Annotated in this window: 16 protein-coding genes; 7 read left to right on the top strand and 9 right to left on the bottom strand. The window is 48.9% G+C overall.

Annotation, left to right across the window (positions count from 1 at the left end):
- Positions 1-113: 113 nt before the first annotated feature.
- Entirely contained in the window at positions 114-578 is a 465-nt protein-coding gene (locus EKK48_11315) for a hypothetical protein (GenBank protein ID RTL42569.1), read from the bottom strand.
- A gap of 104 nt (positions 579-682) precedes the next feature.
- Here EKK48_11315 and EKK48_11310 point away from each other — a divergent pair, with 104 nt between their 5' ends.
- On the top strand, positions 683-1,267 hold the full coding sequence (locus tag EKK48_11310; protein ID RTL42568.1) for a GNAT family N-acetyltransferase: 585 nt from the start codon (positions 683-685) through the stop codon (positions 1,265-1,267).
- Between the two features lie 15 nt (positions 1,268-1,282).
- Here the strand turns inward: EKK48_11310 and EKK48_11305 are convergent, their stop codons facing one another.
- Positions 1,283-2,692: a M20/M25/M40 family metallo-hydrolase gene (locus EKK48_11305; protein RTL42567.1), complete on the bottom strand. Its 1,410-nt coding sequence runs from the start codon at positions 2,690-2,692 to the stop codon at positions 1,283-1,285.
- A gap of 121 nt (positions 2,693-2,813) precedes the next feature.
- On the opposite strand from EKK48_11305, the gene EKK48_11300 reads away from it, so the two are divergent.
- From EKK48_11300 to EKK48_11280, 5 genes are all read left to right on the top strand, one after another.
- The gene (locus EKK48_11300) at positions 2,814-3,185 is read left to right on the top strand and encodes a hypothetical protein (protein ID RTL42566.1); all 372 of its coding nucleotides are present in this window, start codon (positions 2,814-2,816) and stop codon (positions 3,183-3,185) included.
- Between the two features lie 30 nt (positions 3,186-3,215).
- Positions 3,216-6,077, top strand: a complete 2,862-nt coding sequence (locus EKK48_11295) for an insulinase family protein (protein RTL42565.1) — start codon at positions 3,216-3,218, stop codon at positions 6,075-6,077.
- A gap of 139 nt (positions 6,078-6,216) precedes the next feature.
- On the top strand, positions 6,217-6,492 hold the full coding sequence (locus EKK48_11290; protein ID RTL42564.1) for an RNA-binding protein: 276 nt from the start codon (positions 6,217-6,219) through the stop codon (positions 6,490-6,492).
- A gap of 86 nt (positions 6,493-6,578) precedes the next feature.
- Entirely contained in the window at positions 6,579-8,357 is a 1,779-nt protein-coding gene (locus EKK48_11285; GenBank protein RTL42563.1) for a hypothetical protein, read from the top strand.
- A complete protein-coding gene (locus EKK48_11280; GenBank protein ID RTL42796.1) occupies positions 8,347-8,835 on the top strand; it encodes a gamma-glutamylcyclotransferase in 489 nt (162 codons plus the stop codon). Before EKK48_11285 ends, EKK48_11280 begins: the two co-directional genes overlap by 11 nt.
- A 43-nt stretch (positions 8,836-8,878) precedes the next feature.
- Here EKK48_11280 and EKK48_11275 read toward each other — a convergent pair whose 3' ends face one another.
- Positions 8,879-9,571, bottom strand: a complete 693-nt coding sequence (locus EKK48_11275) for a tyrosine-protein phosphatase (GenBank protein RTL42562.1) — start codon at positions 9,569-9,571, stop codon at positions 8,879-8,881.
- A 191-nt stretch (positions 9,572-9,762) separates the two neighbouring features.
- On the opposite strand from EKK48_11275, the gene EKK48_11270 reads away from it, so the two are divergent.
- The gene (locus tag EKK48_11270; GenBank protein ID RTL42561.1) at positions 9,763-10,455 is read left to right on the top strand and encodes a GGDEF domain-containing protein; all 693 of its coding nucleotides are present in this window, start codon (positions 9,763-9,765) and stop codon (positions 10,453-10,455) included.
- Between the two features lie 149 nt (positions 10,456-10,604).
- On the opposite strand, the gene bshA is transcribed toward EKK48_11270, so the two are convergent.
- The 6 genes from bshA to EKK48_11240 form a co-directional block, all read right to left on the bottom strand.
- Complete coding sequence (bshA, locus tag EKK48_11265; protein RTL42560.1) at positions 10,605-11,780, bottom strand: N-acetyl-alpha-D-glucosaminyl L-malate synthase BshA; 1,176 nt, start codon at positions 11,778-11,780, stop codon at positions 10,605-10,607.
- On the bottom strand, positions 11,780-12,517 hold the full coding sequence (locus EKK48_11260; GenBank protein RTL42559.1) for a hypothetical protein: 738 nt from the start codon (positions 12,515-12,517) through the stop codon (positions 11,780-11,782). Before EKK48_11260 ends, bshA begins: the two co-directional genes overlap by 1 nt.
- A gap of 101 nt (positions 12,518-12,618) precedes the next feature.
- Entirely contained in the window at positions 12,619-13,404 is a 786-nt protein-coding gene (locus EKK48_11255; protein ID RTL42558.1) for a hypothetical protein, read from the bottom strand.
- Positions 13,405-13,407: 3 nt separating this feature from the next.
- The gene (locus EKK48_11250; GenBank protein RTL42557.1) at positions 13,408-15,108 is read right to left on the bottom strand and encodes a sodium:solute symporter; all 1,701 of its coding nucleotides are present in this window, start codon (positions 15,106-15,108) and stop codon (positions 13,408-13,410) included.
- 183 nt (positions 15,109-15,291) lie between these two features.
- Positions 15,292-17,859, bottom strand: a complete 2,568-nt coding sequence (locus EKK48_11245; protein ID RTL42556.1) for an LmbE family protein — start codon at positions 17,857-17,859, stop codon at positions 15,292-15,294.
- Positions 17,856-18,749 carry a DUF2911 domain-containing protein gene (locus tag EKK48_11240; protein RTL42555.1) on the bottom strand — a complete coding sequence of 298 codons (894 nt, stop codon included), beginning with the start codon at positions 18,747-18,749 and terminating at the stop codon, positions 17,856-17,858. The genes EKK48_11245 and EKK48_11240 overlap by 4 nt, the downstream gene beginning before the upstream one ends.
- Between the last annotated feature and the right edge of the window lie 103 nt (positions 18,750-18,852).

The raw sequence follows: 18,852 nt of genomic DNA, 5'->3' as shown, positions 1-18,852 counted from the left end.
TGCAGCAGACTGACTCAGCAAACTGATGCAGCAGACTGATGCAGCAGACTGACTCAGCAAACTGACTCAGCAGACTGACTCAGCAAACTGATGCAGCAGACTGACGCAGCAGTCTACTCCAACATATGCTGTTCCATAATCGAAATTGGACAATCAAAATCGTTCCATCTCACTTCAATTACTTCAACTGGCTCCAGGGCGCTGGTCGCAAACCATTCGCAGCCACCCCGCAAAGTAAAATCAGATCGACGTAATACGTGAACATGTCCAATTGAGCGGTCGGTCATCTGGTCAAGCGTCGCCTGGGAAGCACCAAATTTCAATTCGCCATTTTCGTAGCTGCATGACGACCGAGCACCTGATGGACAATTTTCTTTGTTCAGCAAGGCCATAAAAATAGCGTAGTCCAACAAGCTGCTCGCATAAATCGCCGGCGGTCCATCATCCACCATTTTTCCATCGACGATAGTAATTGCCTGACGAGGTTCGAGTTTAGCGATGCGCATTCCGGAGCCGTGAAAAACATACCTCTCTTCGCGCTCCAATTCTTTCAAGCGGATTCTCGATTCGCTGAACATTGATCTCCTCCAGTATCATTTTGTACGCCCTGTGTTTATGACCAAGCTACTCCAAGACGTTTCATATAGAATATCCTTTCCTCCCTGTATGGTGCGTCAAACCAATGTCTGCGGAAGACTCAAACAAAAGATCCAGCAAAATAGCCTTACGCCTGGCGAAACAGGAAGACGTTCCCGTTCTGACTAAGCTTATAGATGCATCCGTGCGCGGTTTGCAACATGGTGATTATTCACAGGCTCAAATCGACAGCGCTTTGAGAACGGTTTACGGAGTCGATTCACAATTAATTGCCGACGGTACCTATTTTGTAGCCGAGGCAACAGACCAACCTCAGCAGACTCTCATTGTCGGATGCGGAGGCTGGAGCAAGCGCAATACTCTGCATGGTGGCGATCAGTTTGCAGGGCGCGAAGACACTCTTTTAGATCACTCAACTGACGCTGCCAAAATCAGGGCATTTTTCATACACCCAGATTGGGTTCGACTAGGAATCGGTGGACGCATTCTGGAGGCTTGCGAGAATGCCGCCAGCCAGGCTGGATTTCGTCGGCTGGAATTGAGTTCTACTTTAACGGGTGTAGCGCTCTATTCAGCTAAAGGATATGTCGCGGCAGGTCCTATGGAAGTGCCGCTGGAAAACGGTTTAACCCTTCCGATAGTGAAAATGACGAAAACCCTGCATTCTTAGCGTTAAGGGTTAAGATTACTGCGATTTGGAGAGTTTCAGTAAAACTTTCTCCAAACGATTGGCACCATCTTCCAGACCCTTTAGAGAAACTCGCTCATTTTTCCCGTGAACGGAAGCAATGTGCTCAGGATCTTGCTCTACAGGCTCCCACCCATACGCGGTCAATCCAAGTTCACGAAACCAGTGCGAGTCTGTGAACCATTGCACCACGACCGGTACCACTGGAACACCGGGCTTCTCTTCTTGCGCAACAGCCTTGATTGCTGCGAACAAATCGGTATCAGCACTGGACGGCGCTCCGATTTCGGATTCCAGAACGGTCACCTCCAGCAACGGGTCGGCTAATTTGGACTTCACCTCTTCTGCAAATTTTGCATGATCTGTACCGGGCAGAAGACGACAATCAAGCTCAGCATATGCTTCCGCCGGAATCACATTCGTCTTGTAGCCAGCCTTCAAAACAGTCAAAGAGACTGTATTGAGGAGCATCGCGCTTTTCATTTTGTCTTTGAGCAAAATGTCACGCAACTGAGGATTATCAAGCGCCTTCTTAACGTCGGCATAAGCTTCTTTGGTTTTACCAGTTTCATTTACACTGATCTGATTAAAGTACTGTTGCACCAGAGGCAATACCACTGGAGCAGGAGGACTGTCGATCAATCTCTTCAATCCACGCACCAATCGATTCGGCGCTGAATCAGCAATAGGCATAGATGCGTGCCCTGCATCTCCTCTGGCTGTAACTTTGAGCCACAGAAGAGATTTCTCGGCTACGTTAACACCCCAGTAAAGAACTTTTCCGTCTTTGTCGGTGTCGATGTGAAATCCTTCGTTAATCAAGAATTCTGCGTCTTTCAACAGTTCCGGCTTATGATCCTTGAACCATTTGGCACCATGATCGCCGCCCACTTCCTCGTCTGGCGTGCCCAGAAAAATGATGTCCCGATCAAGTGTTACGCCTGACCGCTTCAGCCTGAGCATCGCTTCCAGCTCGATAATGCCCATACCTTTCATGTCGAGTGCGCCGCGACCCCAGAGTTCGCCATCATGTATCTCCCCACCAAACGGCGGATATTTCCAATCTTCGGCTCGCGCAGGAACTACGTCGATGTGATTTAAGAGGACTATCGCCTTCTTTTTGCCGGTCCCTTTCAGTCGTGCATAGACGCAAGAACGGTTAGGATCCGTATCGAAAATCTGAGCCTCAATGCCGTTTTTTCGCAAAACTCCGGCTAGATATTCAGCGCCTAGTTTTTCATTCCCAGGCGGGTTGGTTGTATCGATTTTGAGATAATCGGCCAGCAACTGAACTGCTTCGGTTTGAGCCTTAATGTCTGCATCTGAGGCAGCACTGGCACTTCCTCCACAAATCGGCAAACACAGCGCTGTAAAGAGCATGATAACTCGCTGTGAAATTTTTCGCATGTCAACAACCTCAAAGCAATCGAATTCCGTAAAGAATACAATGTAATTCCGACGGCATTTTGTAGAAGAAACCGACCAAATTTGCCAAAATGTCCGAGCACGAATTTACGAAGGAGCAATCATGAAAAGGACGCTGGGAATTTTAACTCTTTCAGTAATCGCCGGTTTGTCAATGACCGCAGCGATGGCTGACGATACAACAAGCACAACCACTGACACCACCACCACCAAGACCACAACTAAGAAAAAGAACGTAGTTGTAAAAGGCGCAGAAGCAGTAGGCAACGACGCTAAAAAAGGCGTCACAGCTGTTGAGCACGGCACTGAAACTGTCGTCAAGGACACCGGCAAAGGCATCAAGAAGGTCGGCAGCGAAACCAAGAAGGTCGTTACTGGCACAGGAAACGAACTCAAGAAGCTGATCCCGCACAAGAAAGCTGCAAAGACCACCACAACCACAACGACCACTGACTCAGCCACAGATGCTAAGTAGTCAGGCGTGAGCATTATTCGGAGTTAGCAATTGGTGATTCTGAATAATCGAACGCACAAAAACGTTGGCAATATGAATGCAATGAAAACTATCGCCTGGTTTGCGGCGGTAGTTTTCTTTTGTTCAATCGCTCCATCTCAGTCGTTTGGGCGAACCGGCAACGCCTTCGAGGCGATAAAACTGCCGGCAGGCACACCGAATCCGCAGAACATTCGCCAATATCGTCTGAAATCGAATGGTTTAGATGTCATATTGTGCGAACGACATGCCACGCCAATCGTGACGACGATGGTGGTATATCACATCGGGTCACGAAACGAAGCAGTTGGATATACAGGCTCCACTCATTTCCTCGAACACATGATGTTCAAAGGAACGCAGAAACACGATCCGCTCAAGAAGACGGGCTTCGATGACACACTCAAGCCTCTGGGCGGTTACAACAACGCCACAACCTCTCAAGACCGAACCAATTATTTCGAAATCGTTCCTGCCAAAAGCCTTCCTGTAACCCTGGAGATCGAATCGGACAGAATGCAGCATCTTTTGCTTCGCCCGGCCGATCGCGCTTCAGAAATGACGGTTGTACGCAACGAACTGGAACGAGGCGAGGACGATTCGCGCGAGATTTTAGAGAACAATACGTTCGCATCCGCATTTAAGGAACATCCATATCATCACCCTGTTATTGGCTGGAGATCAGATGTGGAGGGCGTTCCAACTGAACGGCTGAAGCAGTTCTACAAAGACTTTTACTATCCCAATAACGCAACACTGATTCTTGTAGGCGACTTCAAAACCGAACCGACTCTCGCCCTCATCGAAAAATACTTCGCTTCAATACCGCGGGCACCAAAGCCGTTTCCAAAAGTTTATACGACCGAGCCACCGCAAGAAGGCGAGCGCCGCTACACAGTTAAACGCGGCAGCGAATCACCAAAACTTATGGTTGCCTACCATTCGCCGAATGCTCTGAACAAAGATCAATACGCCCTGACAATAATAGAAAACTTGCTGGGCGATGAAAGCAAACGGTCCAGCCGATTATACAAAAGGCTGATCGATGCGTCGATTGCTTCGGACTTCAACACCTCGAACTACCAAATGCATGACCCCGGGCTGTTTTCGGTAACCGCTGCGGCGGCACCGAATGTGGCACTCGAAAAGGTCGAGAAAGAAACCATAAAAGAGATTGAACGACTGAAGACCGAAGCCGTTCCAATCGACGAACTGAATCTAGCAAAACAAGCAATCGTAAAGCGCCTCAAACTCGAGGCGTCGGATCCGATTGGACTGGCTGACCAACTGACCGAAGTGATTGCCAGTTCGAATCTAAATTGGTGGCTGAACTTTTCGCGGAACATTGAGCAGGTCAGTCAAGCCGACATTCTGCGCGTAGCCAACAAATATTTCAAGGAAGACAATCGTACTGTCGGTTACTACATACCCAAAACTCCAGCAGCTCCTGAAGCCGTTTCCACCTCCCAACCTGACACCGCGGCCGATTCGCAGTCAGAGACAACCACCGACTCTCATTTGACACCATCTGCGGTGCCGCTAAAAACTGCGCAGAAGATTCGCCCTGCCGACGTCTCTGCTGCAATTCCTTCCACTTTCGCTGCGCGAGTCAAAAAACAAGTCCTGCCGAACGGCTTGACCGTTGTCGTCTTGCCGACTCCAGGCACTGGCACTGTCGCAGTGTCAGGAAAAATTCAAGCCGGTACGATATTCAGAGATCTCGAAAAAAGTCAGGTGCCCGAGTTTGTTGCAGACATGCTTACCAAAGGATCTGAATCATTCTCGAAGGAAGAAGTGGCAAAACGACTGGAAGAAATGGGCACCAATTTAGCCTTCGGCGAGGATGACTTCTGGGTTTCATTTGACACAGAAGTAATTACGGAAGACTATCCATCGATTATTTCACTTGCCGCAGACTGCATTCGCAAGCCGAAATTTCTGAGCGTCGAATTGGGCAAAACCAAGAAGCAGAAGCACAGCATCCTCAATGACCGCATCTCCAGCACAAGCGATCAGAGCTGGAATGCTTTTACGCGCAGCCTTTACAAACCTAGCAGCGTCTACTACGACAAAACATTCGAAGAACAAATCAACGAACTGGACAAAATGAATGTGGACGACCTGCGCGCCTACCATCAAGCACATTACATACCGTCCAACACGGTTCTGACAGTCGTTGGCGACATAAATCCAGATGACGCGATTTCGACAATCACTAAACAATTCCAGGACTGGTCAGGTGGACCGCGACAACCAATAAAGCTTTCTCAGTCTGACTTGCTATCGACCAAACCGAAACACCTGAGCGTTCCGCTTCCCGACAAAGCAAATGTGGATGTGGTTATGGGTCGTCCAGTTCCTATTAGCGTCCAATCAAAAGACTATCCAGCCACTTCAGTCGGTAACGCGGCTTTCGGATACGACAGTTTTGCCTGCAGACTGGCACCTGTGCGAGACCAATACGGATTGACTTATGCAATCAACTCTTATCTCGCTGGACCGGCAGAAAAATTTGCCCCCTGGGCCATTTCATTCTCCGTCAATCCGGAAAATTACGGCAAAACGGTGAGCCTGGTCTCCAGACTGCTCAGTGAATACGTCAAAGGTGGTATCACGCCGCAGGAACTGGCCAGCGAAAAGTCACACTTAGCCGGCGTTTTTTACGTGGGCATGCGTTCTGCCAAACAAATTGCAGCTCGACTATGCGAGTACGAGATGCTCGGGGTAGGGGCCCAGTACATGGACACCTATGCCAGATCGATCAATGCCACGACCCTCGAGGAGGTCAACGCGGCCATTCGAAAATACTTCCAGCCTGACCAGTTGACCGTTTCAGCCTCCGGCAGCTTCAAACCGACCGACCAGAAGAAATAACGGCAAAAGAGGATTTATTCTAATTTAAGGCCTGGCAGGCATCCGCGGCGATTAAATCTGCCATACTTACGCGGGGTTCAAGCCCTCAGCGTCAACATAAGTTCTCTGGCGCTGTCACATGTACGGGATATTTGAGAATATGACTAATAAACTATTTGTAGGCAACCTTTCATTCAAAACCACTGAAGCTCAATTGGAAGAAGCATTTTCCAGAAGCGGCACTGTGGTTTCAGTAGCGATTCCAACGGATCGTGAGACTGGCAGAAAGCGTGGATTTGGCTTCGTTGAAATGGAAACCAAAGAGATGGCAGACGCAGCCGTCAAAGATTTCAACGGTCAGTCACTTGATGGACGCCAGATCGTTGTCAACGAATCTAAGCCTAGAGAAACTGCACCACGTCGTGGCAACTGGTAGGTTTCAGACCGAAATCATCATAAAAGGACGGAGTGCTTACTCCGTCCTTTTCGTTTAAGATTATCGTTTTCAATCAGGAATTCACTTTGGCAGACACTCTCGCAGCGGCGTCCATCACGGACGGATTCGCAGCCCGCAAACTAGAAATTGCAGACAATTTAGAGCAGCTGGTTTCGTTGCCGATGATCCAGGGCAATCCGCGACTGCAAAAAGTAGCCACCACATTGCATGACAAGCTGCGGTCTTATGTTTTCAACCTGGTCATTTTAGGCGAATTCAAACGCGGCAAATCTACTCTCGTCAATGCACTGCTGGGCGCAAACATCCTTCCTACCGGCGTCATACCACTGACCAGTATCACCACGATAATTCAATATGGCGACACGCCGGAAATTAACGTGCATTTTCTAAGCGGGCAAACGGAACGAATGAATCTGTCCGAACTGGAAAAGTATGTGACTGAGCGTGGCAATCCGAAAAATACTCTCTCAGTTGACCAGGTCGAGGTTCACTATCCATCACCACTCTTGCAACACAGCGTGCGCATAGTTGATACGCCTGGAACAGGCTCAGTTAACCAACACAATACCGAAACAACATACCAATTTCTGCCGGAAGCCGACGCCGCACTATTTGTTCTTTCTGCGGACCAGCCTGCCAGCATAAACGAACTCAAATTCCTGAACGATGCAAAAAATTTGATCGACAAATTCTTCTTTGTACAAAACAAGATCGATATTTTGACTGAACCCGAGCGACTTGAAGCTCTGGAATTTCTGGAACGTAGCCTGACCGAGCAAATAGGCACTAAACCGACGATATATCCTATCTCAGCCAGACGCGCACTCAATTGCAAGCTCGACGCCTCAACATCCACAGCATCTGCACCAGACAAAGATTTTCAAAACCTGGAAGAAGCCATATTCGGATTTCTTGCCAATGAAAAATCTCGCACTTTCACCAGGAGTTTGAACGCGAAGACTCGCAGACTGGCTTTAGAAGCGAAACAATTACTGGAGTTGGAAATAAAGACGGCACAGTTGCCCGGCGAGACTTTAAAACACGGAATGGAAGTGTTTCAGCAGTGCACAAAAAATATCGTCAACCAGCAAAACGATGTCGATCACATTGTCTCGGGCGAGACGAAGAGGTTGATAAAATCCATAGAAACCGATCTCTATCCGCTCGTAGAAGAGCACATCGAACAAATCAAGCAAGCCATCAACGATGAATACTCACTACATCAAAGTGAGTCGAAAGATCGATTGATAGACGCACTTCAATCACGATTGCGCAGTGAGATCGCCACTGCATTCGCAACATGGCGTGTTACCGAAGAAGAACTCGTATCGAAACAACTGAATGACATTACAGCGCGATTCGCGACAGTAGCCAACTCGATCGTGGAAGAGATAAATGCAGTAACAGAGAAATTATTTGGTCTTGAATTTCAAAAGACTTTTGAAATGGAATCTCTGACGAAGAAAAGCAGTCATTATTTTGCAGTTGATAATCCATTTACACTTTCGATGCAGATGATGCCACTGCTTCTGCCCGGATTCCTGGCGAAAAATATCATCAAAGAGAGATTTATCGAAAACGTTCGAGAAGAAATGCAGCGTAACGCCGGACGATTGCGCGCTGACATGCAAGAAAGAATTGAAAAGAGTGCACGAGCGTTTCTTACCGAATTCAAAAGTGAGACCAATGCATTCATGGCTGAAATCGCCGCTGTGATGGAGCGGACTATGGAAAGCAAGGCAAAATCAGAAGAGCAACAGATGCAGTTGCAGCAACAATTGACTGAGGATTTGAAAACGATCGACAGAGTACTGGAGAACCTGAAACAAAATGATGCAGAATAAACTGACGCTGAATGAAGTAACAGCCTTGATTGAGCTCGTAAACAAAGCACGCGCTCAGGCAAACTTTCCTACATTGCACAATTCACCTGAAGAGCAACAACTAAACGAATTGTTCGGAACAGACCACACTCTTGCAGTTTACGGAACACTGGCACCAGGTCGTCAGAATTATCATATTGTGGAACCACTCGGAGGCGAGTGGACAGACGGTCTGATCGAAGGAACACTGCAAGAAACTGGATGGGGCGCGACCCAGGGTTATCCAGCCTTCAGACCTGCAGCGGGCGGGCCCATCGTGCAAATAAAAGTGCTGAAATCAAATGCGTTGCCTGAGGGTTGGCGCCCCGTCGATGAGTTCGAGGGACCTGATTATCAAAGAATCCTGGTTCCGGTGTTTTATGTACAAGACCTCAATTCCACAAACCAACAGCTGAAGCTTTACACAGTCGCAAACCTGTACGCGGCAAGAGACCGTTGATTAGCGAAGAACGCAGCAAAGGAGTTTTGAATCATTCAGATGGTCATTTCGAAGCAGTGAGCCGAGAACGAATCAGTTCAATCATCTCGCGACTCACTCCACTGTCGAGCAGATAGGTTTCGGCGTCGAAATCGCTCAGAAGTGCCAATATCTCCGTCGCTGCATTAGTTTTGTTCGCCTTATAGGCTGCTTCGATTGCCTCCTGATCTTTGACTTGACCGAGTGGCTTCAGGTTAGGTGCAGACAGACAATAGTCCCCCACGATCTGCTCCGGGCTTACCCCAACAAGGTTCAACAAGAGAATGGCAATAAGTCCTGTGCGATCTCTTCCCGCACCACAGTGAAAAACTATGCCACCGGGAGGCGCGAGGGCAATGGATTCAAAAACGCTTCTCACTCTCTCGGGACAATGCTTCAAAAAGGCGCTGTAGTAAATAGGAGTACTGTTATAGTGTCGCCATTTTTGCCAAAATTCCTCGTCTGATTGATCTTCCAGAGGCAGATGAAGGCGCTCGATACTCTCATACGAAGTTGTAGCGTCTCGTTCACGGGCATCCCTCATATCAATAATCGTCGATATGCCATATCGGCGCATACTGGCGACGCCGTCGTCGTCGAGTCGGTCAAGACTATCGGCTCTGACCACCCGCCCAAACACAGTCGTATCGCCGTGGCGTGTCGAAAGACCACCAAGGTCGCGAACATTAACACAGGCAGACCAGTTCAGCGTTCTCATGCCCTAAACGTTTCTCCTTATCTACAACGGAGCAATCCGCACGTCTAATATTAGCTGCCGGCGGTTGCTAAGCGTATAAATTTGACCCCCAGTAGAGGAGAATTGACAAAACTGGTCGGTCTTGGGAATATCAAACTTATCCGCCCGGAACAATTTAATGTTGCAGCACCGGCTGAAATCAGAGGACGAACATGTCTGATCCGTTCGAATCAAAATACGACCCCAAAGTCATAGATCAGGGCTGGGCCTTGTTCGGTAGAGAATCCATGTTTACAAAAATGGTTCTCGATATGCGCAGTAATCGACAGAAGTTTAAAGAAACCAAGCAGCAGCACATCCTAGATAAAAGCAGACACGCGCTTACCGAGGAAAAAATCGAAGAGTTCGAACGCGTCGGACTTCGAGATAAATTAACAGACCTGTGCAATCCCCGAGCCTTCGGCAAAAAACTGCAGTATGAACTGCGCCGGGCGAAACGCTATAAACGTCCGCTCTCGCTTCTTGTTGTCGCGGTCGACAATCTAGACGAAGTAGGCAGAACGTATGGTCAGCTTGCCATCGATGACACGATTCGCTCGGCAGCAAATATTTGCCGGGCTGCCATCAGAGACGTAGATGTGGCAGCGCGATGCAGCCCAGACAAGCTTGCCATTATCTTCCCTGAAACCTACTCTTCCCGCGCCATTGTCGTTGGAGAGCGAATCAGAGAAAAAATGAAAGGCACGCAAATCAATGAAGACTTGCGCCAGTTGAGAGTTACGGCAAGCGTAGGAGTCGTTTCATTCCCCACGCACGCCCGTGACGAACAGGACCTGCTGAACCGGGCTCTGGAATTTCTCCGCATTGCTCAGAGTGAAGGCGGCGATCGAGTTCACAACGGTTGAAACACTGGCGTTTTCGGGATTCAGCTTTTACCCGGAAGGGTCTTTAACCTTTGAATTTCTTCCGATATCGGAAAAAATTCAATACCCAGACGGGCTTTCGGGACATATAAGGACCATATCCCCTTACTGGGTTGCCCCGGCACGGTTGGCTAGGAGCAAGGAATTACTTCGGCGCTCACAGATCGATATAGTGATTCGTACTGCGAGACAATCCTTTCTGCCGAAAACAGTTCCTGGGCACGAACCTTTGCTGCACGCCCCAGCCTTTTGCGCAAATCCGGATCAGCGATCAGTTTTTCGAGAGCGCCCGCCAGCTCGGCTGCACTGCCTGAAGGGGCGAGTAATCCACTGACGCCATCTTCGATCACCTCAGGTATGCCACCCACATTTGTAGCGACACTTGGAACCTCAAAAAACATGGCTTCTAAAATGCTCATGCAGAAGCTTTCACTGTCTGACGTAATCAATCCCAGATCAGCTGCCTGCAAATAGTCTTCGATTTCCAGAACGTTTTCCCTCACAATAATTCGCTCACTGAGTCCAAGCCGTTTCGCCTGGTCGAGGAATTCTGCGAAACTTGCACCTGCGACAATGAGCAATTTAAATGGATAAGATGGGTTGACTCGTGCCACCGTGTCGAGCAATAAATCAATTCTCTTTACTGGTCGAAGATTCGAGGAATGTATTATCAACACTTCTTCGTCACTGACACCAAGGTCTTGACGAACCTCTTGCCTGGATCTCGCAGGCAAGCGTGGTTTGAAGAAGTTGTAGACAACTTCAATCGGACAATCATAATTGAGCACTCTTCGCGTTTCGCTTTTCAGAAACTGCGAAACGGCAGTAACACCATTAGACTGACTGAGTGCATGATGAATCGCCGGTCCATAGCCAGGATCATGTCCGAGCAATGTGGTATCAGTGCCGTGTAAGGTGGTAACAATTCGTGGATGCAATTCTGCAGGCAACATACACCGCGACAGCAGCGCCGCCGTGGCGTGAGGAACAGCGTAGTGAACGTGCAACACATGGAGCCGGTATTCGCGGCAGACTTCCGCCATTTTTACAGACAATGGCAAGGTGTAATCAGGGTACTTAAATAGGCCATAGTCATTGACACGTACCTGGTGAAATTTTATGCGCGGTTCATCCTTCGGCAATCTGAAGGGTCTCTCGTAGCTGATGAAATGCACTTCGTGACCGCGAACAGCCAGCTCCTTACCCAGCAATGTCGCAATGATGCCACTACCGCCAACTGACGGATAACAGGTTATGCCGATACGCATTGCACTTCCCAAACTCCCCATTTCGCCTCCTGAACTCATCAGAATCGTCTTGCTCCTCTACCTGCGTCGATGATTGAATCAAACAAAAGAGCATCATTTGGAAATACGGCCATCGCGTAATCAACTCCAGCACGCGCCCCAAATAACTTTGCTCTAGTCAACTGAAGATCGACGTAATTACGTGTGGAAGCCTGGGAATTATGAGCGTTCATGGCAGCGACCCAGGCGTCCATGACCGCAGCAGACGAAACATCGATTAAGACAGGCTGTACATCGTTCGGCTCGCCATCTGGAGTCACAGCATAGAAAAAAAGTTGTTCGATCGAATGCGATTCATACTCGCTAATTTCTTTCAATCCACCATAACGCGCCAGGCGAGCAGCATCGCGCACTAACCTGCCCAGGCGAGAATGATCTGGATGCTGATTTTCGACCCATGTGGGAGCAAGCACATTGGATGGACGAATGCGGCGGATTATTCCGGCCAACCTGATTGCGTGCTCTGCACGAACTTCCAAATGAGAGTCGCCGTCAAGCTCTATAAACTCGATTGACGCACCAAGCGATTTAGCAGCGATTTCTGCTTCTTTCATGCGCAACTCAGCAGTACCATTTGTGGCCGCTTCGCCCGATGAAGTGACAACAAAATGCGCTGTGTTGCCGCTCTGCGTCGCCTGAGCGACGATGCCACCACATCCGAATTCTATGTCGTCTGGATGGGCTCCAAATATTAACAATCGTCGAATGTCTTTAATAGCCGGGTCTCCTAATGCCATTATACGCAGTGCTAAATCGAACCAAACCAACCAGCTCCATCTTTTAGACAGGATCCATCATCTTAACGGACTCCATCGTCTCGATCGGCACCATCAGCTAGCTAGACTGGATCCAACGCCTCCAAATCGGTGTAAGCCTCATCAGAACGATCGATCTCTTCCCGAACAACGAAGGTAATTTCCGGCGCATCCGACTTATCCAGATACTGTTGTTCTCCCAGACCGGCAATATAATGCGTGCAGTGAATAACTGACTGCATCCAACCGAGACGGCTATCACGACTCGGGCTCACTTGCTCCTTTGTAAAAGATGTGGGCGGAAGATCGATGTATAGATCGCCACCTTCATGCAACTTGAACGTTCCATCTTTGTGACGGGCTCGCACGATCTCTCCTTGATATGGAAGATCGACGAAGTAATCGTCAATATCACACGCCATGCGACGCACTTCTGGATCGCTGGAACGCACTATTCTCATTCCATCAATGAGTCCCATGTCACGATACATCTGCAGACAAAAATCAGCGACATTAGTTTGATGTACGCCTTTGAAGACGTCGATCAGCGGATGCCCGATGTAATTTGGCAACTGCAAAACCGTCTTGTCCTGCCAGCCGGCCGGAATTCTTTTCAGAGATAACGGCGAAAACTTACGCTGCCACTTATTTTCAAAAACGAAATTGAGCTGCGCTTGCTCATCCGTTTTACGATGACGCAAAATCGTCCTCGTCTCGCGTGGGTCGTGATCGCTGTCATGGTAGAAGAAGACGATCTCGCCACCAATCTCCTGCTGAAGGCGCCTTGCTGTGCGAAACTTCGAAACCAGAAATCGTTTCGGGAAAAATCCGCAGGGTTGCTGTCCAAAACAAATAACAGGTGAGGTCATAGGTTATCCTTCGACTGATTGCGTCTTATTTGTAGAGTACTGGATGGCAAGACTGAAAAGAACGCACGCAGCGCAACCAATTAAGGGATACCACAAGTACGAAATCGACAATGAAAAATAGAGCGCAAAGACTAATAATTGTGCAAGCAGAGCACCCCAAAAGACAGCGGTTCCCTCGACCCTTCGAATGAAAAACGCCACAACAAATAGCCCGAGCAGAACGCCATAAAATATCGAGCCCAGGATATTTACAGCCTGAATAAGGTTTTCTGCCAGATGCGCATAAAGGGCGAATGTTATTGCAACTGCGCCCCAGATAGCGGTAAATATCTTGGTCGCTGTCAGACATTCAGAATCGCTGGCACCTTTTTTAATCAACCGACGATAAAAATCAATTGTTGTGCTGGTGCCAAGCGCATTCAACTCAGCCGACTTTGAAGACAACGTGGCGGCAAAGAAGGCAGCTACAAGCAAGCCGATCACGCCGTGCGGCAGTTCCTGCAAAATGAAGGTGATGAAAACATAGTCGGCGTCATTTGCCCTGGCATCGGGATTTCGGAGAGCCAGCTCCCGGGCCGCCACCTTGCGTATTTCCTCTGCCTTTTCTTCCTCCAACGCGGCTGCAACAAATGCAGAATTGGCAGAATTGCGATCACCTTTGTGTCGATAGTCGAGCCAACTATTCAGGTATTTATGGACCTGAGCATGAGCGGAATTGAAATCGCTCTTATAGGCAGCCAGTTTCGCATCTGATTGATGGCTCTCCAAATAATTTCGCGATGCTACGTCAAAAAACATCGGCGGGGACTGAAACTGATAAAAGACAAACATCAAAACACCGATCAGCAGAATAGAGAACTGCATCGGTATCTTCAATACCGCATTGAACATGAGCCCCAGTCTGCTTTCCCGCAAAGAAGAACCGGCGAGGTATCGCTGAACTTGTGACTGATCGGTGCCGAAGTAGGAGAGCATCAAGAAGGTTCCACCAAGAATTCCTGACCAGAACGTATAGCGCTGATTAAGATTAGGCGAAAAATCCACAGCATTCATTTTGTGAAAATGACCGGCAAGTTTTATCGTGTCTGCCAGTTCCAGATTCGATGGCAGTTTCGAAATCAGCAAACAAGTTGCCGTCAACATGCCTGCAAAAATAATTGCCATCTGATACTTCTGCGTTACAGTAACCGCATCGCTGCCACCAACGACCGTATAAATGATGACGATCAGTCCTGCACTAATAATAGTGGCGTTGAGCGGCCAACCGAAGACGGTCGTCATAACAATCGCCGGAGCATAGATGGTCAGCCCGGCCCCGAGACCGCGCTGCAAGAGAAACAGCGCCGCGCCAAGCGAGCGCGTCTTTCCATCAAAGCGCTTCTCCAGATATTCATATGCGGTATAAACATCCAACCTTCGAAACATCGGCAAGAAAAATATCGCAATTATCAGGAGTGCAAAAGGAACACCAAAATACACTTGCAGAAAGCTCAGCCCGCCCATGAAGCCCTGTCCCGGGGTCGACAAAAAGGTTATCGCACTTGCCTGAGTGGCCATCACAGAAACTCCGATGAAGAACCAGGGCGTCTGCCGACTGCCTTTAAGGTAATCGTGAAGATTGGTTCTTATACGCGTCTGCCAAATTCCGTAGCCAGCAATGCCGAGTATCGTGACGATTAAGACGACATAGTCGAGCCAGTTCATGCGCTCAGCTCCGTCAAGGCAACGAGCAGAGTAAGCCAGACAATGAAACTACAGAAAACAAAAATGTAAACGCTCTTCCACGTTTTCAGCCAGGGCAGTCCGGTACATTCAGTGTCCTCTGATGGTTCTGGGTGTGTAGCGCCGCTTTCTGTCATCTGGATTTCGGGTTCGTCGGGACGTCCGTCATTTGCCTAAAGAAATCAAATTGGCGAACAAGCGATAAGCGCCAGGCACTCCGGCTGGAAGCTGACGAAAGAACGACAGTCCAGTGTAGACAAAATATCCTTTTCCATACTTGCAGACGAGCAAGGCGCCCCTCGACGGCTTATCATTCGGGTCCCGGCACTCGAGCACAGCACTGAAATGATCTTCCCACCGATCCGGGAAATATAGCCCACGCTCCTGCACCCAGCCCTCGAAGTCTGCTGCGCTTATCTTATTCGGACTATTGAGAACCGGACTGTCAGGAACCAGAAATGTCATCTGCGACTTTTCGTCAGTAACTCTGTCCCTGGAAAGATGCAAATCATAGGGAGCAATTTTGGGCGCTTTGAGCCGATCAGAAAGATTGTATTGGGCAATTACGGTGCCGCCACTTTCCACGTAAGAAAAAAGTGTTTGCAATTCCTGCTCAAGATGTTCACGCACATTGAAAGCACGAACGCCGATAACGACAGCGTCTAAATCATGCAATTGCTCAGCGGAGAGATGAGCATCGTCCAGCACCCTGACCTTGTAGCCCATCTCTTGCATATTGAGGGCGAGACTATCACCGGCACCGGGCAAGTAACCAACATTGTGACCTCTCGTGACAAGATCAAAGCTAACCGCTTTCAAGCTCGCCGGAGACTGCAGCAACTGCGGAGGAATGTGCGCATAGTTCACTTCCTCTCGCTTACTTTGATACCGCTGACCATTCATCAAGGCAGTAGCCGAGATCCTCGCAGTGGCCGGCGTCGACGGAGCGGTCAGTTGGAACTTGAAGATCGCGTGTTCACCAGCTTCTGCCAGGTGAAAAGGAACGTTCGTGGGTGACACGCTCCAACCGGCAGGCGCGTTCAGTTCTACAGTTCCTTGTGACTTGTCGCGTGCAGCCGTTACTTCCAATTCCACTTCTCGGCTGCTACCAGGGCGAAAAAGAGAGACCTCAGAGATAAAACGTAACCACACCGGTGATATGACGTCCAAGCGGCGCCGAATTTCCGTGCCACCAACTTCGGTAATTTGCACAGGCTCGTCACGCACGACAAGCTTTTGACCGCCTATTTCAAAAACATTCTCCACAGGAAAAGATGAAGCGTTCTCAGCACTACCTATTAAATCAGCATCATCGACCCGCACCATACCCGGTGTACCCTGAGCACGCAACCAGTAGGGTTGAGCAATGGGCGTATCAAATGGAACAATCTCAGTTGATTGCCACTCAGTCGCGACATTGCGCTTCAGTTCCAGGTTTTTAGTTTCAGTCTTATCTAGAAGATGATAACGCGTGGAGACCCACTTCACAGGCACCGTAGCAACGACTTTAGCCGAGTGGTGCAACTTAACCGACTCACCAGGAACAACACTGAAATTATTGACAGTTGTCTCGACTTGTAATCCAAGACACTCCTGCAGAATATGATCCAACAGTTCACGCTTCTCAGTTACAACTGGGTCATGGAGCGGCAGAGAATCCAACTGCCGTCGCAATTTCAGTAAAGCAGGAACACTAGCAGCAGGATCATCTAGTTTGAATTGGTCGATAATCGCCCCGGCAGCTTTTCCTATTTCTGCACCTCCGGGATAGCGATTCCATGTGGTATCAACACCGTCCATAATGTCATCTTTCGGAGCCGGTCCGTCGAGGAGCTGGAACAATTCCACTCTAGGCTCATTGGCATTGCTCATACGAAAAGTGTCAAATCCCTGCGTTTTATGCATACCTCGGCTTCGTTCAGCCATCTCTAAGAAAGATTCTCCAGAGACCGAATCTTTTCCTTCCGTGATCATTTTCGTGACATTGGTGCCGTCAAATTTATCCTTCTGGAACTTGGAAACATTCCAAAAAATTCTCTTCGGACACCACGGCGCTAAGCCCTGCTCTGGAAACGCAGTCGGGTCGCCCGCAAGTTTGTAAGCCTCCAGAGCCAACACCGCCGAAGCCGTATGATGCCCGTGAGTACCGCCGGGACTGGGAGAGAAACGCGTGATTAAAACGTCCGGATGAAACTTCCTGATCACTCGCACTATATCTGACAGAACTTGTTGTCTATCCCAGTTATTCAAGGTCTCTTTGTAGTCTTTCGAAAAACCGAAATCTACCGCGCGCGAAAAATATTGACGCGCACCATCGATCTTTCGCGCAGCCAGAAGCTCCTGCGTGCGAGCGATGCCGAGCTTTTCACCAAAGTCTGGACCCAGCACATTTTGCCCGCCATCACCACGAGTCAGAGAAAGATATGCAGTTCGATAGTTCCTTCCACGCGCAAGATAAGCCAGCAATTCGGTGTTCTCGTCATCGGGATGCGCGGCTATGTATAGCGCGCTTCCCAACTGACGAAAACATTCAAGCTCATGCAGTATCACGAGCGATTGATCGGAGCTGGTTGCTCGTGCCGAATCTGCTTTCATTTGCACTCCTGCAGCCGCGCTGCATGTTGACGACATTGACATGCCGATGAGTGCGGAGCACAAGAGCACAAGCACAGCTGCAAAAGGCAACAACTTACCAAGCTGCCCACTACCAGGAATGACACGGACAACACTCACTGCTTCAAAGTCTTGAGCAGCTCATCGTTCATTCTCACGTAAGCACCATCATCAGCCTTGACAGCCAACTCTCTGGAGTGTTCCGCCGCTGCAATCGCACCAGCTTTGTCGCCTTCCTTGGCCAGGATTTGAGCTTTGAGATAAACCATGAAAAATGCGTCGCGCTCTGCAATCGCCTTGTCAACCCACTCTTTCGCTTTCTTCAGATCGAATCCGTGATTGTAATAGAAAGATGCAGCCTGGAAGTATGGCTTCTTCGGCTCATCTGATGCCATAACCTTCTCGATGTCTGCGTGCAACTTATCGACAAAATCGACTTTAATTTCAATCGGAACTTCGACATCCGACCACATCAAACGCATGTCCGCCGAATCTTCTTTGACTGGATTGAATTCAATCGTGAAAGTCTCCATTTTCCAGTCGATTTTGATCGGCTTGACCTTGAATCGAGCCACATCCGACTTTTCGTCGTATTTATAGGCGCCCCACTGCTCAGAACCTTTATTGATGATAATGGTCCATTCGTCTTTGCCTGGAATAGTCATCAAAGCATAGGTTCCAGCAGGAATTTCTGTGCCATTCAATTTCACAGGCGTGCTGAAAACGAGTTTAGTGGCAGCGTTGGCTCCTGTTCGCCAGACCTTCCCGTATGGCACTACGTTGCCGAAAATTTGCCGGTTCTTCATGCTCGGGCGTGAGTAAACGACTTCTATATCAGTCAAACCTACACGTTGCTTGATAGTGCCGGCTGGACTTGCGGCAGGGAACTCGAGCGCAGCCGCTTGCGCCTGTGAAGTGGAAGAAGAAACCATAAACGCGCAACCTGCTATGAGAAAGAAGGGAATTATTTTGGATTTCATACGAATGACTTTCTGACCTCTAAAAAACATATTTTGGCACGGGGAAAGCCCTTGAGAGCAAGGTTTAGGCAGATGGTCCAGATTATTTTCTCAAAACCGGATGTGGATACTAAGTACTCAATAGGCTACCATC

The sequence above is a fragment of the Candidatus Melainabacteria bacterium genome (assembly GCA_003963305.1).
Lineage (GTDB): Bacteria > Cyanobacteriota > Vampirovibrionia > Obscuribacterales > Obscuribacteraceae > PALSA-1081.
This window is presented reverse-complemented; position numbering and strand designations above follow the sequence as displayed.